Genomic DNA, 16,365 nt, shown 5'->3' on the forward strand with positions numbered 1-16,365 from the left:
AGGTCCGCGCGTCACCCGGTGTCATTTGATCTCGATCTGCTTCGTGGTTTGTGTTACCTCTCCGGCCTTCGGCACGCGTACCGTCAGCACGCCATTCTCGAAGCGCGCCTCGGCGCGATCGGGATCGATGCCGGCCGGCAGCGGAACCGCGCGCTGAAATTGCCCGAACGCACGTTCTATCCGGTAACAGCCTTTTTCTTCCCCTTTGGACTCGATCTGCTTGTTGCCGCTCAGCAGCAGCATGTTCTCGACTACTTCGAGTTTCACGTCGTCGCGGTCCAGGCCGGGCAGTTCGGCGACGATACGCAGCGCGTCGCCGTCGTCGACCACGTCGATGCGCGGCTGGAACCGGCTAGGGCTGAAGTCGCCGAACCACTGTTCCAGCGGACCGAGGCCACCGAACGGATCGCGGATCAGATCGGTGAACAGCTGGAAGGGATCGGCCAGCGGCCAGCGCGCCGAATCGGCCCATATCGACGGCAAGGCGGCGGCGCCTGAAGGCTGCGCACCGGCTGTTCGCTGGGTGCCCTGCTGCTGGGCCTGTTGCGGGACGCCGGACGAAGCCTGCCTCTGTTTCTCATCGGCGGAATGACGTAGAAACCTGAACGGGTTCCACTTGTCGAGATCGAGTGACATGACTGACTCCTTTCATGAATTGAGTTACACGATGCGCGCCTTCATCCGGCGGACGGATGGCCCCTCAGCCCATCGCGGAGCCAGCCCCGCGCACTGACGCCGAGCGCCAGCAGCAACGCGCCGGTGAAAATGGCATACGCACCGATCATCCAGACGAGCGCGAGCGCGCCGGCGCCGGGCCAGGCGAGTACGAGCACGCCGAACACAAGGGAAAGAATGCCGCTCAGGTACAGCGGCCACGTGCCGCGAATATGAACGCGCAGCCGGAACGCGGTGATAAGGTCGAACACGCCTGTCGCGATGGCATTGACGCCCATCACGAGGACGAGCACGAGGGCGGTGATCGCCCGGCAGGAGGATCGCGATCACCCCGGCGGCGACGCTGCACAGTCCCAGCAGCAGCGGCGCCCACCAGCCAGGCGTATCACGGCGATGACGGACGGCTCCGCTGATCGCCCCAACGCCGCCGACGATTGCATACGCAGCGTACAACGCGACCAGAAAGGTGAGTGTCATACCGGGCAGAGCCAACGCCAGCACGCCAAAGATGAAACTGGCCGCGCCGCGCAGCGCCAGCATCCACCACGCGTGTCCAAGCAGATTGTGCATTGTGGGCCTCGCGAGACAATGAACAGATGCCCGCTCAGCGCGCCTCGCGCCGCTGACGGAGCCATTGAAGCGATGTATTTCCACAGTACGCGCCGACAGCAGACGCTTCTTTCTCATTCCTGCCAAGACGTGTCGGATTTCTGCGCTCCTGCCGTGTCATTCGCTGTCGCAGTCTGTGCACCATGGGCGGCAAGGCGGAACACGCGCGGGGTCATGCCCGTGTAGCGATGAAATACCTCGGTGAAGTGCTGCTGGGTCCGAAAACCCGTGCGGGCCGCGACATCAATCAGCGGCAATCTGCTCGAAGACAGCATCGTTTTGGCCAGCGTCACGCGCTCGGTGGTGAGATGAAAATGAGGCGGGGAGCCGGTTGTTTTTTTGAACGCGTGCGCAAAATGCGATGGGCTCATATGCACCCGGGCGGCGAGTTGTTCGACCTGAATGTTTTCCGCAATGTGTTCGCTGATGAACGCGTTGATCAGCATCAGTTTTAGCTGGCTGAGCGGCGCTTCACGAACGCGTGCGTGGACATCGCGGCTGTAATGGTACGAGACATGCAGGGCGATGGCATCGGCGAAACCATCGAGACAGCCGGCCTCCACGAAGGCCGTTTGAGCGAGCAATATCAACGTGCTCGCGGCCTCACGCAAAAACGGATCCCAGGCCTGAAACCACAGTGGCAATTCGCGGCTCGACGACGAGCCGAAAACCTGACGTGATCTGCTTTCGAGTATGCGCGAGTCGAGCGCGATGACGAGCCCTTGGGGATCGTCCTCGGCGGCAGTCAGTTTTGCACCGGCCGGAATCAGGCCGATGCACGGCGCGCGAACGTTGACATGGCTTCGCGAGCCGGCGTTGTTCCGTCCACTTGCTTCCACGGCTGTCCTGTCTGCCGGGACGAGCAGGCAGATGTCCGCATGTGCTCCGCCGCGCCGCTCGGCGCAGCCTGTGCGGGGCGGGTAGTGACGTAATCCCTGATGGGGCGCTGCCAAAATGGCGTGTTCCATATTGCGCAATCGTCGGGGTACAGTGCATGGACCTGCTGCTTCAAGCTTAGTACCTCTTCGCGTACATGAAAGGTACCCTCGTATCAGAAGCGCGAAATAGTTCGACCTCTGTTATCAGTTCTGCTTTGGGCAGTTATCCGTAAGGAACCCGCGCAAACGCAAAAGACCGTAGCATATGCGTTGCGCGATCATCGAATGAACTGTGCACGACGCATGTGCAATCCATGCACGCGCGCGGTGCGTTCGCGGCGCAGCGACGGCCGCCCGGGAGCCAAATCATGGAAAGAAAGAAAAGCTGGCTGCGCAGGGATCTCGATGCGTTGCGTCTGCAGTGGGACATGCTCACCTTTTATGAACGCTTCGAGCAGCTTGTCGCGCATGTGCTGAGCGTGGTGATTTCCATCATCATCCTCGTGTCGCTCTGGCAGTTGATTCGCGCGGTGATTTCATTGCTGGTTTCGGACGCGCTGAACCCGCTGGATCACGCGGTGTTTCAGACCATCTTCGGCATGGTCATGACGCTGCTGATCGCGATGGAGTTCAAACATTCGATTACGCGCGTGATGGCGCGGCGCGATCACATCGTGCAGGTCAAAACGGTGCTTCTCGTTGCCCTGCTCGCTATCGCCCGCAAATTCATCATTCTCGATCCGGCCAGTGCGCCCGCCCAGATCGCGGCGCTTGGGTTTGCGCTGGTTGCGCTGGGGAGCGTCTACTGGCTGATGCGGCAGCGTGACGACCCAGCCGACGCGACGGCCGCCACGCAAGCGCAGAGCGATCGCACGGCGGACGCGCTGCGACAGGAAGCGGTACGGCCAGGCGAAGGCGGGCACCGCGGCAATTGATTCGACTCGCCACGCTCGTCACGGAGTGGCAGCGTAAGCGACAATCTAGCGGACATCGTCGATGGCCACGCGAAGTCGTGCCGCTTGCGGTTGCACGCGGGATACGAGCGTTTCGAGCGCGAGCCCCTTCGTCTCGATGCCCATCGCCCACACCGCAAGCGCCACCACGCCGAACGACAGCGCACGGAGCGTGAACATGCCGCCCTGGCCGAATGCCAGCAACAAGAGACCGACCGCATGCCGATCGGCGACTGAAACCCCGGCGACGCGGACGACTCGATTGCGGTGCTTGCTAACGGATGCGTCTTCTCTTTTGATCAGGCCGTCATGCGTGCGATGGTGGCGCATCTTCACTCGACCCACCAACGACAAGTACTTCAAAATGTCATCTGCCATCGTCTCCTGGCCGCTCGGGAGCCGTCGTTCGCGAAACTTACCGGAGAGGCGGAAGTGGGTCGAAAGTACGCGTTCGTTGAACTCGGTAGCCGCTGTTCGCCGCCGCTCCTCGATGAACGACCGGTGAGCAGCGGTAAGCAGGCACGTCCGCGTCGACACACGAACGACAGCTGTGGCCGAAAAGCGACTTGAGTCGGGCCTCTGCTCTGGATCAGCTGAGGTTGGGTGGGCCGCTACGATCCTCAATATTTCGCCAGCAGACGTGCGTAATGTACCTTTCAGCAAGACTACGGACTTATCTGGCGACGACTCATTGAAACCAACTCCAGAACTCGCCTCGCAAATGGAAGAATCGGCACTTAACTCCTTCCCAAGTTAATGTTTAATGGTTCCCGGACCAGCGCCGGCCGCGTTCGCGACGGCCGTATCCGCGTATTCGTGGTGCTCCGGGCTGTCGGGCCTGTTCGCGGCGACCTATATCGACCGCTTCGACCGGCGCCGTCTGCTGCTCACCATTTACCACTGTTCGCGCTGTCGAACCTCGCGTGCGCGCTCGCGTCGAGCTTCGCGCCGCTGCTCGCCGCGCGCGCGTTCGCGGGCATCACCGGCGGCGTGCTCGGCTCCGTGATCATGGCGATCGTCGGCGACGTGATCCCGCTGCAACGGCGCGGCGCCGCGACCGGCACGATCATGACCGCGTTCTCGCTCGCGGCGATCGCCGGCGTGCCGGCCGGCGTGATGCTCGGCGCGCAGTTCGGCTGGGCGGCGCCGTTCTTCCTGCTGGTCGCGTTGTCGCTGCTGGTGTGGTTCGCGGCCTCGCAACAGGTGCCGTCGCTGGCCGCGCATCTGAGCCGCCGGCAGCCGCCGCTCGCGGAAGTACTGCCCGAGCTGTGGCGCCTGCTGAGCAACCGAAGCCATCTGAACGCGTTCGCGCTGACGTTCATGATGATGATCGCGCACATGCTGGTGATCCCGTTCATTGCGCCGATGCTGGTCGCCAATCACGGCGTCGCGCCGCGACAGCTGTCGTGGCTGTACATGGCCGGCGGCGCGGCGACCTTCTTCACGTCGCGCCTCGTCGGCAGATTCGCCGACCGCTTCGGCACGCAGCGCGTGTTCCGCTGCGCGGCGGCGCTGTCGTTCGTGCCGGTGCTGTTCATCACGCATCTGCCGAACCTGCCGTTCTACGCGCTCGTGCTGTTCTTCCCGTGCTTCCTCGTGTTGATGAACGGCCGCATGGTGCCGATGCAGGCACTGCTGACCACGGTCCCCGAACCCGCGCGACGCGGTGCGTTCCTGAGCGCGAACAGCGCGCTGCAGGCGCTCGGCACCGGCACCGGCACCGGCACTGGCGCGTGGCTCGGCGGCTTGATGCTGAGCACGTCGGCTGATGGCCGCATCGCCAGGTATGGAACCGTCGGCTGGGCGGCGGTGGCGGTCGCATGCGCGGCGGTGCTGTGGGTCTCGCGCGTGAAGGGCGTGCCGCGCGAAGTGGCGGCGGCCAGCGCCGCTGGCGCGACGATGCCTCGCGCCGGCATCGATGCTCACATCGCTGGAGAAGATTAGCGATGCCAGGCAGCGCGCGGTGTCGCCGCGCCAACTGCGCGCCGCGCGTTACGCCTCATCGTCGTTGCTGCCCGTCAGCGCGCGCCGCGCGGCCTCGCCCTGCCCGTGCGACGCCGAGTAAAACACGCGCGCCCGGCCGATCACGATTTTCAGCGTCGCGATGACGGGCACCGCGAGAAAAATCCCAGCGACGCCGCCAAGCTGATCGCCCGCGAGCAGTCCGACGATCACCAGAAACGGACTGACCTCGACGCCTTCGCTCATCAGATACGGATTGAGCACGTAGTCCTGGAACAGCCGGTACAGCCCGATAAAAATCACGAGCCACAACAGGTGCGGATAGCCACTGAACACGGCGACCACGAGCGTGATCGCGACCGCGGCAAGCGGCCCCGCGAACGGCACGAATTCGAGCAGCCCGGCGCTGACCGCGAGCAGAAACGCGTACGGCACGCCGAGCAGCGAGAACACGACGCCGTAGCTAAATAGCGTGGCGAGCGACAGAAACAGCAGCGCGCGCACGTACTTCGACAGCAGCACGTTCAGATCGTCGACGATCTCGTTCCACAGCACGCGATGCCGGCTGTTCAGCAACGCCAGAAACGCGTCGCGCATCCGTTCGCCGTCCTTGATCAGCAGGAAGCTCAGGATCGGAATCAGCACCAGGTAGATCAGGTTGCTCGCCGCGTGGACGACGCCGAGCCCGAGGCTGCGCGCCAACGGCACGGCGTTGTCCGAGCCGGTCTCGATCTGGCTGCGCACGAAATCGACGATCCGCTCGCGCAGCGGTTCGAGAAAATGCGGCAGCGGAAAACGGTTCGGCACATCGGTGCGCAGCAGCGCGGGCAGTTGCGTGAAGAGGCGCGTCGCCTGATCCTGCAATTCCACGCCGAACAGTGAGCCAACCACCGCGAGCAGCGCGACCACGACGACGAACACGACCGCGATCGACACGACGCGCGGCATGCGGCGCGGCCTCACGCGTTCGACCAGCACCACCATCGGGTAGATCAGATAGCTGAAAAACACCGCGAACACGACGACGAGCACCGTCGTCGACGCGATATAGATGAGGAAAAATAGCAGCGCGAGCAGAGACGCGGTCCAGACTTTCCTGGCCGCGCCGACGTCGAATCCCAGCATGAAGCGTCCTCGAATGGGCGATGCGGCGCCGGCGCGACGAGTGCGCCGGCTGACTCTGGACCGTAACAGAAATTTACACGTTCCGTGTGTCGAACGCCGCGCCGCGAGGGCGCGACGCGGCGAGCACCGGCGGCGTGCGAGGAGCTACGCTCGCGGTGCATCATTGCACGGCATGCGTGCGTGACTTGATGCGCCCGAAACCGGGGGGCGGGATAAATGAAGCTGCGGGTACGTGAAGCTTCGGCTCGCTAACTCTTCACGCGCTCTCGTACCTCTTCGGTTTCTTCGCCGATTCTCGCCTGTATCCTGCCGGCTATTTTTTCGGCCGCTCCTTCGGCCTGTTTCGCGCGATTGCCGGTGACCTTGCCAATCGCTTCCTTGACCGAGCCCTTGAGCTCCTTCGCTGTACCTTCTACACGATTCCTGTCCATGGTGCCTTCCTGCCAGGTTTGACTGTGGAGTTGCCTGCTGGCGTTGCAACGAAACAGCCAACGTACGGCGCGACGCGCCTCGTTATGGCGCGGATCGCTTCGCCAGAGGCGATCCGCGTCGGAGCAACCTTAAAATTCCTAGCATCCGGCGTTCCCGATACCCAGTGCGCCGCGCATCGTCACCTCACCGTGACGGTGTCCTTCGCGGCGTCGTTGGCGGCATCCTTGCCGTGAGCCGGATCAGGATGATCATCTTTCGCGCCATGAAAGATCTGCTTGAAAAGTTCCTTGTTCTTTGCGCCATTCAAGAGGTTTCGCAGCGCGGCTTCGTCATCGGCCGGCTTGAACGAAAGCACTCTCTTGCGGTAGCGCTCCCTGCGTTCGTCGAGCATGTAACTCGCCGGTAGCGGCAGTTCGCGGCTGCCCACGTCGAGATCGATGCCTTCGAAGGTCAGCAGCCCCGCATCGTGATTGATGAAGCACGCGGGGGGCTTGGTCCGGTCGATCACGTAGACGCACTGCTTCCGCAGATTGCCGGCGTCGGGCAGCTTGCCGCGGAAGATCTTGTCCCGCAGGAACGTGCACATTTCTTCCCAGCACTCCTCGGTGGATTTTCCCGCCGCGCAGGACCGCAAAATCTCGGTCTTCAGAATGGCCTCTGGCACGGCATAGTAAATCGGATAACCCGCCCTCAGGTAAAGTTGCAGTTGCAACACTTCGTAACAGCGGCCCAACGCATGGATCGACGGCACGAGCAAAGACCGTTCATCCGACTCGTCGCCTTCGGTGGGTCCGGTCGCCGTCTGACTGCGGATCGACGGATGTTCCGGCAGCCCGGAATTCTCGGGTTCCGGCTGTCCGCCGCCCCACAGGATCAGATCGCGAAACAGGATCATCGGCAGGAACGAATGGACGATCAGATCCGTCGACGCCCTGCGTTTGGCGCGCTCGTTCGCGTCGGCTTCCACCGGCAGCGTGGGATGCCACTTGCGCGACGAGCGCACGATATCGCCGATCGCCTTCGCCACGCAGATGCCGTTCGGTAGCCCGCCGCCCTCCTCGTCGGCCCAGGTCTGCACCAGGTCCCACGGCTCGCCAATCGGCACGCCGAGAAAGTAAAGACCGAGCGACACCGCCGTCAGCAACTCGACGTAGAACTGATTCGCCTGATATGGCGCCGCAGGAATGCCCTGCATCAACTGCGAATCGGCGAGCAGCTTCTTGCCCGATCCGACCTTGCACAGCGCGCCGGCGCAGTGCTTGAGCCGGTCGACGAGACCGCGCACGTCGCGACCGGCAAGCGGCGACTGCCCGCCGACCAGATGGTGTCTGACGATCAGCGAGATCGGCGTCGTGAAGTTCGACCGGTCCGTGTTTTTCGTCGGCACCACGATGGACATCACCAGAGCGCTGATGATCTCCAGGTCGGCCAGCATCGCATCGATGGAAGTAGTCATCACTCGACCTCCGCTGCTATCTCTTCGATCGACGGATCGTATTGGCCGTCGATGATCGCCGTCTGCCTCGGCTCGGACGTGGCGATGATCGCCACGGCATCCCGGATCAATCCCTTGCAGCGCGCGGCCAACACTCGCTTGCGAATTCCCGATGGCGCGTCTCCTTCGTTCGCCCATTCCTTGAATCCGAGTCTTTCGAGTACGTGATCCTCGTTCTGTCCGAAGGTGGCCGCGCCGTCCGCGGGTATGGCCTGATGGGCGTCGGTCAGGCAGGTGCAGATGTACTCCTCGACGGTCGGGCCACGCGCCGCCAGCGTTTGAATTTCACGCTTGGCCCAGCGGGCGAGCGATACCGAGATCTCATCCATGTCGTGCGTCAGGTTGCGCACCTTGACGTCCTTGCCGCGATCGTCGCCGAGAATCTGATAGACGGTCCGGTCGACCACATGCAGCCACAGCGAAGTCTGCGCAATGCGGATCTTGTGTTCGCACACGACGTCTTTCGAGTCGGCCTCGAGCGCGCGCCGTACGTGCCACAGCACGACGTAATGCCATACGAGTCCAATGAACTTGCCGAAGAAGAGTGCCTTGTCCTGCATCGAGCCGTCGTCGAACTCGGGATATTCGAGGGGCGTCACCAGCGTCATCTTCGTGCGCGCGCCTTCCTTCAAGGTCCGATAGAGCGTCGCCGCGGGGCTGCTGCGATAGCCGTCCCAGGACTCGCGCGCCCACCATTGCTTGTCGATATCGAAGAAACGATAGATCGAAAAAATGCCTTTCTCAGACTCCTGAACGTTCGCCGCGCCGCCGTGAGCCTGGTGCGCCGCGCCCGGCTGCAAGCGCTGCCTCTCCTCTGCGCGGGACTGGTCGTGGTTCGGGTCGCGATAGGCGTCGTAAATCACGCGAAGACCATAGCGGGTTCCCATCGCGTTATCGATGCTGGCCACCTTGTCGCTGAGCTCCTTGCGGATGGTCTCGAGCACCGCTTCCTGCTCGTCGACGAGCTTGCGTTGCTGCTCGAGCGCGGAATAGTGTTCGGCGGCCACGTAAATGGCGGCGAGCGCCAATGCGAGTACGACCGCATCGGTATAGCCCTCCCATATCTCTCCGCCGAACAGCAATACCGCGGGGACGTAGCAGAACACCGGAATGCACCAGCGCGACGCGAACCAGGTTCGCAGGATGCCGACTACACCCTTCGAGCGGGAGTCGACGTCGGGAGCGGCCTCGCCTTCCTCTTCCGCGATACGCTTCTTCTCCTCGAACTCGTGTTCCGCGATGGTCCGCGCCCGTTCTTCTTCTCCACGGCAAATGTGGACATAAAACACGAGGAACGTGAAGGCCGTGACCAGCAACGCAAGCAGCCAGCTCTCGCCCATGCTGGTTGCGCGATCCGCGTCGCTGACTTCCTTCATCACCGCGGCGATCTTTTTAACGCACTCGATGCCGGGAGGAAAGCAATCCGCATCCGGCACGCGATGCGAAAAGGTCACCACCCAGTAGATACCGCTGCCCACCAGAACCGCAATGCCGCCTAGCGCAGTGAGGACGAGCTTTTTTGCATGAGGGCCCTGCTCGAGGTGGGAAGCGGGTTTGTCGCCGAAGGGTTTGGAGCGGCGATTCTCATCTGACGGCTTTTCCATACGCATTGCCTCCTGATCGATCAAGAGCACGGGAATGCGGGAAGCGGTGACGTATAAACGCACCGTAGGTCGGACGAGCGCCGTGATGAGGGCTGCGAGCAGGCTTTGCCGGTCGGGACGGGGCTGAACTATCTATCTAAGATTGCGCCCGGAAAGATGTCAATCGGCGCGCGTAGTCTGTGTCCGCCACACCACAATTGGCACCGGCGGCTGATGGGCGGGACATGCCAGGCAGACCTAAGGGCGGGCGCGGGTGCGCCGGGCCGCGCGCCCCGCGCGGCATGCGATACGCCGCGCAAGTCAGTCGCCATGCTCCGCGCCCAGCGCCGCCAGCGGATGCGCGTCGCCGTGCCACGGCGAACTCAGGAAATGCCGCACGCGCTCGGGTTGCACATCGGCGAGCGTCGCCGGTGACCAGCGCGGCCGACGGTCCTTGTCGATCAGTTGCGCGCGCACGCCTTCGCGGAAATCGCCTTCCTCGATCGAGCGCTTCACGATGCCGAGCTCCATCCGGAAGCAATCGGCAAGCGTCATCTGCCGGCCGCGCAGCAGCGCTTCGCGCGTCACGTGCAGCATCGTCGGCGAATGGGCGGTCAGTGCGTCGTAGGTCGCTTGCAGCCATTGCCGCACCTCGCGCGGCGGTTCGCGTTCGAGATCCTGACGCAGTGTCGCGACGATGCGCTCGACGCCCGAACGCCGGTCGAAGTGGCGCAGGATCAGTTGCGTCAGCGCGCCGAGCGGTGCGTGCGGCACGATATTGCACGGCGGCTCGAACACGGCGCGCAGCGCGTCGATGCGCTCGCCGTCGTGCGACATGCGCTGCAAACGTTCCTCGAAGCTCGCGAGCCAGTCGGCCGGCACGCACAGGTCGGCCAGTTGCAGGCGCATCGCGTCGGCGCCCGCTAGCGTCGCGCCGGTCAGCCCGACATACAGCGCAAGCTCGGCCGGCATCACGCTCAGAAAGCGGCTCGCGCCGACGTCGGGCACGAAGCCGATGCGAGTCTCCGGCATCGCGATGCGGCTGCGTTCGGTCACGATGCGCAGCCGCGCCGCCTGGCCGAGGCCCATGCCGCCGCCCATCGTGATGCCGTCGAGCAGCGCGACCACCGGCTTCGCAAACGTGTGCAACGCGTAATCGAGCCGGTATTCGTCGACGAAGAACGCGAGCCAGCGTGGGTCGCCCTGCGTCGCGAGCCGATGTACCTCGCGCACGTCGCCGCCCGCGCAAAAGCCCTTGTCGCCAGCGCCCTTCAGCACCAGCGCGACGATCCTGGCATCGGTGCGGCAATGCTCGACCAGCACCGCGAGTTCGCGCACCATCGCGTGCGACAGCGCGTTGAGCGCGGCAGGCCGGTTCAGCGTGATGATCGCCACGCGGTTGACAACGCGAAACAGCACGTCGGGTTCGGCTTGCGTGTTCGTCGCAGCGCGCATTTCGACCGCAACGCCGCGCAAAGTGCTCATCGCTGCGTCTCCCGCGATGCACGGCTCGTCTGCCAGCGCGGCGCGCGTTTTTCGAGGAACGCGTTGACGCCCTCGCGCTGATCGGCGCCATCGAACAGATCGACGAAGCGCTCGCGTTCTAGCGCGAGCGCGGCGGCGCGCGGCACGCCATGCCGCGCCTGATGGATCAGCTCCTTGCTGAAGCTGACCGCCTGCGGGCTCAAACCGGTGACGCGCTGCGCCATGTTCAACGCGGCTTCACGCGCGGCGCCGCGCTCCACCACTTCTTCGACGAGACCAATGCTGAGCGCGGTCGCCGCATCGACGCGCTCGCCGGTCAGAATCATCCGCTTGGCCCAGCCTTCGCCGACGAGCCACGGCAGCGTCTGCGTGCCGCAGCCGCATGGCAGCAGACCGACCGCCGTCTCGGGGAGCGCCAGCACCGCATGCTGCTCGGCGATGCGGATATCGCACGCGAGCGCGCATTCGAGACCGCCGCCCATCGCAAAACCGTTGAGCGCCGCGATGACGACGGGCCGCGCGTTCTGCAGCGACTCGAAGGCCGCGCCGAAACGCGCGGCCGCGGTGCGCGCGACTTCGCGATTGCCGTCGGCGAACGTGTTCAGATCGGCGCCCGCGCTGAAAAACTTCGGACCGTCGCCGGTGATCACGAGCGCGCGCACGCGCGCATCGGCGTTCAACTGCTCGACGGTGCGTTGCAATTGCAGCAGACCGTCAGGCGTGAAAGCGTTCGCGGGCGGCCGTTTCAACGTGATCAAAGCAACGGCGCCGTCATGTGCGTAATCGAGGTCGATCATTGCGTGCCTCCCTGGCCGTTACCGCCGCGCTCGCGCGAGCGATACAGCTTGATCACCGCCGAAAAGTCCAGGCGCCCCGCGCCGTTCGCGCTCATCGTTTGATAAAGCTGCTGCGCGAGCGCGCCGAGATAGACCGGTTGACGCACGCTGCGCGCGGCATCGGTGGCGAGGCCGAGATCTTTCAGCATCAGGTCGGTGCCGAAGCCGCCGGTATAGCCGCGCGAGGACGGCGCGGTCTCGATCACGCCCGGCATCGGGTTATACGTGTCCGAACTCCAGCAGCGCCCGGTCGACGTATTGATGATGCTACCGAGCACCTTCGTGTCGATACCGAGCGCCTCGCCGAGCGACATCGCCTCGGCGACGCCCGCCATCGAGATGCCGAGCACGAGGTTGTTGCAGATCTTCGCGACCTGACCCGTGCCAGTGTCGCCGCAATGCACGATGTTTTTTCCCATCGCCGACAGAACGGGCTTGACCTGCTCGTACGCGCTCGCACTGCCGCCGACCATGAAGGTCAGCGTGCCCGCCGCCGCGCCGCCCGTGCCGCCCGAGACCGGTGCATCGACGAAGTTGTTGCCATGAGCCGCGGCGAGTTCGGCAAACGCTTTCACGCTGGCGGGATCGATCGTGCTCGAATCGATGATCGGCACGCCCGGCGCGATGCCGGCGAGGATGCCATCGTCCGCGACGAGCACGCTGCGCACGTGAGCCGCGGCGGGCAGCATCGTGATCACGCATTCGACGTCGCTCGCGGCGGCTTGCGGTGAGCGGGCCGGCTGCGCGCCCGCGTCGACGAGCGTGCGCACAGCTTCCGCGCTGAGGTCGAACACGTTGAGCGCGTGGCCCGCCTTCAGCAGGTTCAGCGCCATCGGCGCGCCCATATTGCCGAGTCCGATAAAGCCGATCTTCATGATGTCGTCTCCGGGTGTGCCCTCAGTGCCTTCAACGCAGGCGGATCGTCGTGTTGACGCCATCGTTGACGGTGTCGTCGTCGAACCAGCGCGCGGTGACCGTCTTGGTCTGCGTGTAAAACTGCACGACCTGCTTGCCGTAGGGACCGAGATCGCCAAGCTTCGAGCCGCGCGAACCGGTGAAGCTGAAAAACGGCACTGGCACCGGGATAGGAATGTTGATGCCGACCTGGCCGATATCGATCTCGCTCTGGAACTTGCGCGCCGCCGCGCCGCTTTGCGTGAAGAGGCCGACGCCGTTGCCGAACGGGTTGGCGTTGACGAGCGCGATCGCATCGTCGAGCGTCGCGACGTTCACCGCCACGAGCACCGGCCCGAAGATTTCGGTGCGGTATATTTCCATGTCGGCCGTCACGTCGGTGAACACCGTCGGGCCGATGAAGTTGCCCTGCTCGTAGCCGTGCACGTTCACATCGCGGCCGTCGAGCGCGAGCGTCGCGCCCTCTTTCACGCCCGCGTCGATCAGACCGAGAATGCGCTGCTTCGCGGCGCGCGACACGACAGGCCCGACATCGGTGCCCGGCTCGTGACCCGCGTTGACCTTCAGCGTCTTCGCCTTCGCGACGAGCTCGGGCAGCCACTCGCGCGCGGCACCGACCAGCACCGCCACCGAACTCGCCATGCAGCGCTGACCGGCCGCGCCGAACGCGGCGCCGGCGAGCGCGTTGAGGGTCTGTTCGCGATTCGCGTCGGGCAGCACGACCGCGTGGTTCTTCGCGCCCATCATCGACTGCACTCGCTTGCCGTGTTCGCTGCCGAGGCGATACACGTGCGTGCCGACCGCCGTCGAGCCGACGAACGAAATCGCCTTCACCAGTTCATGCGTGCACAGCGCATCGACGACTTCCTTGCCGCCGTGCACGACGTTCAGCACGCCCTTCGGCACGCCGGCTTCGAGCGCGAGTTCGACGAGCTGCATCGTCGACAGCGGGTCCTGCTCGGATGGCTTCAGCACGAAGGTATTGCCGCACACGAGCGCCATCGGGAACATCCACAGCGGGATCATCGCGGGGAAATTGAACGGCGTGATGCCGACGCATACGCCGAGCGGCTGGCGCAGCGTGTAAGTGTCCACACCACCGGCGACGTTCTCGGCGAACTCCCCCTGCTGCAACGTGCCGATCGAACACGCGTGCTCGACGACTTCCAGACCGCGGAAGATGTCACCCTCGGCATCGGGAATCGTCTTGCCCTGCTCGGCCGACAGCGTCTTCGCGATGCGCGGCATATGCTCGCGAATCAGCGCCTGGTACTTCAGCATGATGCGCATGCGCGCGCCGATCGGCGTGTCCTTCCACGTTTTGAACGCGGCATGCGCGCTGCGCACCGCCGCGTCGACTTCCGCGACGGTTGCGAACGGCACGCGCGCGAGGACCGCCTGCGTGGCCGGGTTCACGATGTCGCGCCACTCGGTCGTCTTCGATTCGACGAACTCGCCGTTGATCAGCAGTTTGACGGTGGCCACGGCGCCGGCAACGTCGCGGCCGGTCTCGTTCGAAGCAAGGGTGCTCATGCTGAAACTCCTGTGATTTAGAAAACAGTGCCCCGACGCGTCGAATCCAAAGCGCGAATTCAACGCGTGCGATTCAAACCGGGGCGGCAAACCAGCAATGGCGAGGAATAAAGACAGTCACCGCAAGTCGGGAAAATCCTCTTCCCAATACTCGTCCGGCAGACGCGCGGGCTCGGCCGCGCGCTCCATTTCGCGGCGCCGCAATTCGACGCGGCGGATCTTGCCGGAGATCGTCTTCGGCAGTTCGCTGAATTGCAGACGGCGAATCCGCTTGTACGGCGCGAGTTTTTCACGCGAGAACGCGAACACCGCGCGCGCGAGTTCGGGACCGGCTTCGTAGCCGTGACGCACGGTGACGAATGCCTTCGGCACCGACAGACGCAACGCGTCCGCGCTCGGCACGACGGCCGCCTCGCCGATCGCCTCGTGTTCGATCAGCACGCTTTCGAGTTCGAACGGACTCAGGCGATAGTCGGACGACTTGAACACGTCGTCCGAGCGGCCGACGTACACGTAGTAGCCGTCGTCGCGACGCAGCGCGACATCCGACGTGCGATAGAGGCCGTTGCGCATCGACTGCGCGGTCGCGTTGGCGTTGTTCGCATAACCCGTCATCAGGCCGAGCGGCCGTTCGGCAAGCGGCAGCGCGATTTCGCCTTCGCCGACCGGCTGGTCGTCGGCGTCGAGCAGCTCGACCCGGTAGCCCGGCAGCGGACGCCCCATCGAGCCGGCCACGACCGGCTGGCCCGGCGAATTGCCGATCTGGCAGGTCGTTTCGGTCTGGCCGTAGCCATCGCGAATCGTAATGCCCCACGCGTGCTTGACGCGCTCGATGACCTCCGGATTCAGCGGCTCGCCGGCGCCGACGATTTCGCGCAGCTTCACCGGATAGTCGCCGAGCGGCTCCTGCACGAGCATGCGCCAGACGGTCGGCGGCGCGCACAGCGTGGTGACGTTGAAGCGCACGAGCGCGGCGAGTGTGTCTTTCGGCACGAAGCGCGGGACGTTGAACACGAACACGCAGGCCTGCGCGTTCCACGGCGCGAAGAAGCAGCTCCACGCGTGCTTGGCCCAGCCCGGCGAGCTGATGTTCCAATGGATGTCGCCGGGCTGCAGGCCGATCCAGTACATCGTCGACAGATGCCCGACCGGATAGCTCTGGTGCGTATGCTCGACCAGCTTCGGCTTCGAGGTGGTGCCGGACGTGAAGTACAGCAACAGCGGATCGCTGGCGTGGGTGACGCCGTCCGGCGTGAAATGCGGCGAAGCCTCGTACGCGGCGGCAACATCGATCCAGCCGTCGCGCGGCGCACCAACCGACAGGCGGGTGAGCGGCACGTCGAGCGCATCGAATTTGCCCAGCTCCGCGCTGTCTACCACGACGAACTTCGCGCCGCCGATCTGCACGCGGTCGCGCACGTCGTCGGCGGATAGCTGCGTGGTGGCGGGCAGCACGATCGCGCCGAGCTTCATCGCGGCGAGCATTACGTCCCATAGCTCGACGCGGTTCGGCAGCATCAGCAGCACACGGTCGCCGCGGCCGACGCCCGCGCCGCGCAGAAAGTTCGCCATCCGCGACGAGCGCTCCGACATCTGCGCGTACGACAGACGCAGGCCGTCGCTGGAAGGATCGTCGACGATCCACAGCGCGGGGTTGTCGTTGTCATGCGCGATCGCGTCGAAGTAGTCGAGCGCCCAGTTGAACTCGCCGAGCGCGGGCCACGCGAATTCGCGGTACGCGCGCTCGTAGTCGGTGCGATGGCGCACTAGCAGATCGCGCGCTTCGAGAAAGGCTTTCGCTGCTGTCATCGTCGTCTCCTATCGACCAGAGTTAGCGCTTTAGCGCTTACTCTGGTCTCATGCAACGTAGTTGCGAGTGGCGCG

13 protein-coding genes and 3 pseudogenes are annotated in these 16,365 nt (G+C 64.4%); 2 read left to right on the forward strand and 14 right to left on the reverse strand.

Translation table 11 applies throughout. From position 1 onward, the window contains the following. Positions 1-21: 21 nt before the first annotated feature. The 4 genes and pseudogenes from OKW29_RS12860 to OKW29_RS12875 all read right to left on the reverse strand — a co-directional run bounded on the left by OKW29_RS12860 (position 22) and on the right by OKW29_RS12875 (position 2,252). Positions 22-636 carry an Hsp20/alpha crystallin family protein gene (locus OKW29_RS12860; RefSeq protein WP_187631719.1) on the reverse strand — a complete coding sequence of 205 codons (615 nt, stop codon included), beginning with the start codon at positions 634-636 and terminating at the stop codon, positions 22-24. A 41-nt stretch (positions 637-677) separates the two neighbouring features. Next, positions 678-968, reverse strand: a complete 291-nt coding sequence (locus OKW29_RS12865) for an HdeD family acid-resistance protein (protein ID WP_429291317.1) — start codon at positions 966-968, stop codon at positions 678-680. Positions 969-1,053: 85 nt separating this feature from the next. Beyond that, a pseudogene (locus OKW29_RS12870) lies at positions 1,054-1,362 on the reverse strand (DUF308 domain-containing protein); the annotation flags it as partial. Then, entirely contained in the window at positions 1,359-2,252 is an 894-nt protein-coding gene (locus OKW29_RS12875; RefSeq protein ID WP_429291318.1) for a helix-turn-helix transcriptional regulator, read from the reverse strand. The pseudogene OKW29_RS12870 and the gene OKW29_RS12875, both read right to left, overlap by 4 nt. 278 nt (positions 2,253-2,530) lie before the next feature. On the opposite strand from OKW29_RS12875, the gene OKW29_RS12880 reads away from it, so the two are divergent. Beyond that, positions 2,531-3,097: a phosphate-starvation-inducible PsiE family protein gene (locus OKW29_RS12880; protein ID WP_429291319.1), complete on the forward strand. Its 567-nt coding sequence runs from the start codon at positions 2,531-2,533 to the stop codon at positions 3,095-3,097. A gap of 45 nt (positions 3,098-3,142) precedes the next feature. Here the strand turns inward: OKW29_RS12880 and OKW29_RS12885 are convergent. Further along, positions 3,143-3,337: pseudogene (locus OKW29_RS12885) on the reverse strand (MFS transporter); the annotation flags it as partial. 556 nt (positions 3,338-3,893) lie between these two features. On the opposite strand from OKW29_RS12885, the pseudogene OKW29_RS12890 reads away from it, so the two are divergent. Continuing rightward, positions 3,894-5,059, forward strand: a pseudogene (locus OKW29_RS12890) (MFS transporter); the annotation flags it as partial. Positions 5,060-5,107: 48 nt separating this feature from the next. On the opposite strand, the gene OKW29_RS12895 reads toward OKW29_RS12890, so the two are convergent. From OKW29_RS12895 to OKW29_RS12935, 9 genes are all read right to left on the reverse strand, one after another. Then, on the reverse strand, positions 5,108-6,202 hold the full coding sequence (locus OKW29_RS12895; protein ID WP_429291320.1) for an AI-2E family transporter: 1,095 nt from the start codon (positions 6,200-6,202) through the stop codon (positions 5,108-5,110). Between the two features lie 248 nt (positions 6,203-6,450). After that, entirely contained in the window at positions 6,451-6,633 is a 183-nt protein-coding gene (locus tag OKW29_RS12900; protein ID WP_018425391.1) for a CsbD family protein, read from the reverse strand. A 179-nt stretch (positions 6,634-6,812) separates the two neighbouring features. After that, positions 6,813-8,090 (reverse strand): hypothetical protein, encoded by a 1,278-nt coding sequence (locus OKW29_RS12905; protein ID WP_429291321.1) that lies wholly within the window; start codon positions 8,088-8,090, stop codon positions 6,813-6,815. Next, on the reverse strand, positions 8,090-9,733 hold the full coding sequence (locus OKW29_RS12910) for a hypothetical protein (protein WP_429291322.1): 1,644 nt from the start codon (positions 9,731-9,733) through the stop codon (positions 8,090-8,092). Before OKW29_RS12910 ends, OKW29_RS12905 begins: the two co-directional genes overlap by 1 nt. A 300-nt stretch (positions 9,734-10,033) precedes the next feature. Next, the gene (locus OKW29_RS12915; RefSeq protein WP_429291323.1) at positions 10,034-11,197 is read right to left on the reverse strand and encodes an enoyl-CoA hydratase/isomerase family protein; all 1,164 of its coding nucleotides are present in this window, start codon (positions 11,195-11,197) and stop codon (positions 10,034-10,036) included. Beyond that, positions 11,194-11,994 (reverse strand): enoyl-CoA hydratase, encoded by an 801-nt coding sequence (locus OKW29_RS12920; RefSeq protein ID WP_429291324.1) that lies wholly within the window; start codon positions 11,992-11,994, stop codon positions 11,194-11,196. Before OKW29_RS12920 ends, OKW29_RS12915 begins: the two co-directional genes overlap by 4 nt. Continuing rightward, the gene (gene mmsB / locus OKW29_RS12925) at positions 11,991-12,908 is read right to left on the reverse strand and encodes a 3-hydroxyisobutyrate dehydrogenase (protein WP_429291325.1); all 918 of its coding nucleotides are present in this window, start codon (positions 12,906-12,908) and stop codon (positions 11,991-11,993) included. Before mmsB ends, OKW29_RS12920 begins: the two co-directional genes overlap by 4 nt. 31 nt (positions 12,909-12,939) lie before the next feature. Next, positions 12,940-14,481 (reverse strand): CoA-acylating methylmalonate-semialdehyde dehydrogenase, encoded by a 1,542-nt coding sequence (locus OKW29_RS12930; protein WP_429291326.1) that lies wholly within the window; start codon positions 14,479-14,481, stop codon positions 12,940-12,942. A gap of 117 nt (positions 14,482-14,598) precedes the next feature. Further along, a complete protein-coding gene (locus OKW29_RS12935) occupies positions 14,599-16,290 on the reverse strand; it encodes an AMP-binding protein (protein WP_429291327.1) in 1,692 nt (563 codons plus the stop codon). Positions 16,291-16,365 lie beyond the last annotated feature (75 nt).

This window comes from Paraburkholderia sp. CI3 (genome assembly GCF_050436505.1).
Taxonomy (GTDB): domain Bacteria; phylum Pseudomonadota; class Gammaproteobacteria; order Burkholderiales; family Burkholderiaceae; genus Paraburkholderia; species Paraburkholderia tuberum.

Bases quoted from the DNA above. Each gene is read 5' to 3' on its own strand.
- OKW29_RS12920 (WP_429291324.1), bottom strand. From the start codon at position 11,994: ATGATCGACCTCGATTACGCACATGACGGCGCCGTTGCTTTGATCACG.
- mmsB (WP_429291325.1), bottom strand. From the start codon at position 12,908: ATGAAGATCGGCTTTATCGGACTCGGCAATATGGGCGCGCCGATGGCG.
- OKW29_RS12875 (WP_429291318.1), bottom strand. From the start codon at position 2,252: ATGGAACACGCCATTTTGGCAGCGCCCCATCAGGGATTACGTCACTAC.
- OKW29_RS12905 (WP_429291321.1), bottom strand. From the start codon at position 8,090: ATGACTACTTCCATCGATGCGATGCTGGCCGACCTGGAGATCATCAGC.
- OKW29_RS12895 (WP_429291320.1), bottom strand. From the start codon at position 6,202: ATGCTGGGATTCGACGTCGGCGCGGCCAGGAAAGTCTGGACCGCGTCT.
- OKW29_RS12915 (WP_429291323.1), bottom strand. From the start codon at position 11,197: ATGAGCACTTTGCGCGGCGTTGCGGTCGAAATGCGCGCTGCGACGAAC.
- OKW29_RS12900 (WP_018425391.1), bottom strand. From the start codon at position 6,633: ATGGACAGGAATCGTGTAGAAGGTACAGCGAAGGAGCTCAAGGGCTCG.
- OKW29_RS12930 (WP_429291326.1), bottom strand. From the start codon at position 14,481: ATGAGCACCCTTGCTTCGAACGAGACCGGCCGCGACGTTGCCGGCGCC.
- OKW29_RS12860 (WP_187631719.1), bottom strand. From the start codon at position 636: ATGTCACTCGATCTCGACAAGTGGAACCCGTTCAGGTTTCTACGTCAT.
- OKW29_RS12910 (WP_429291322.1), bottom strand. From the start codon at position 9,733: ATGGAAAAGCCGTCAGATGAGAATCGCCGCTCCAAACCCTTCGGCGAC.
- OKW29_RS12880 (WP_429291319.1), top strand. From the start codon at position 2,531: ATGGAAAGAAAGAAAAGCTGGCTGCGCAGGGATCTCGATGCGTTGCGT.
- OKW29_RS12935 (WP_429291327.1), bottom strand. From the start codon at position 16,290: ATGACAGCAGCGAAAGCCTTTCTCGAAGCGCGCGATCTGCTAGTGCGC.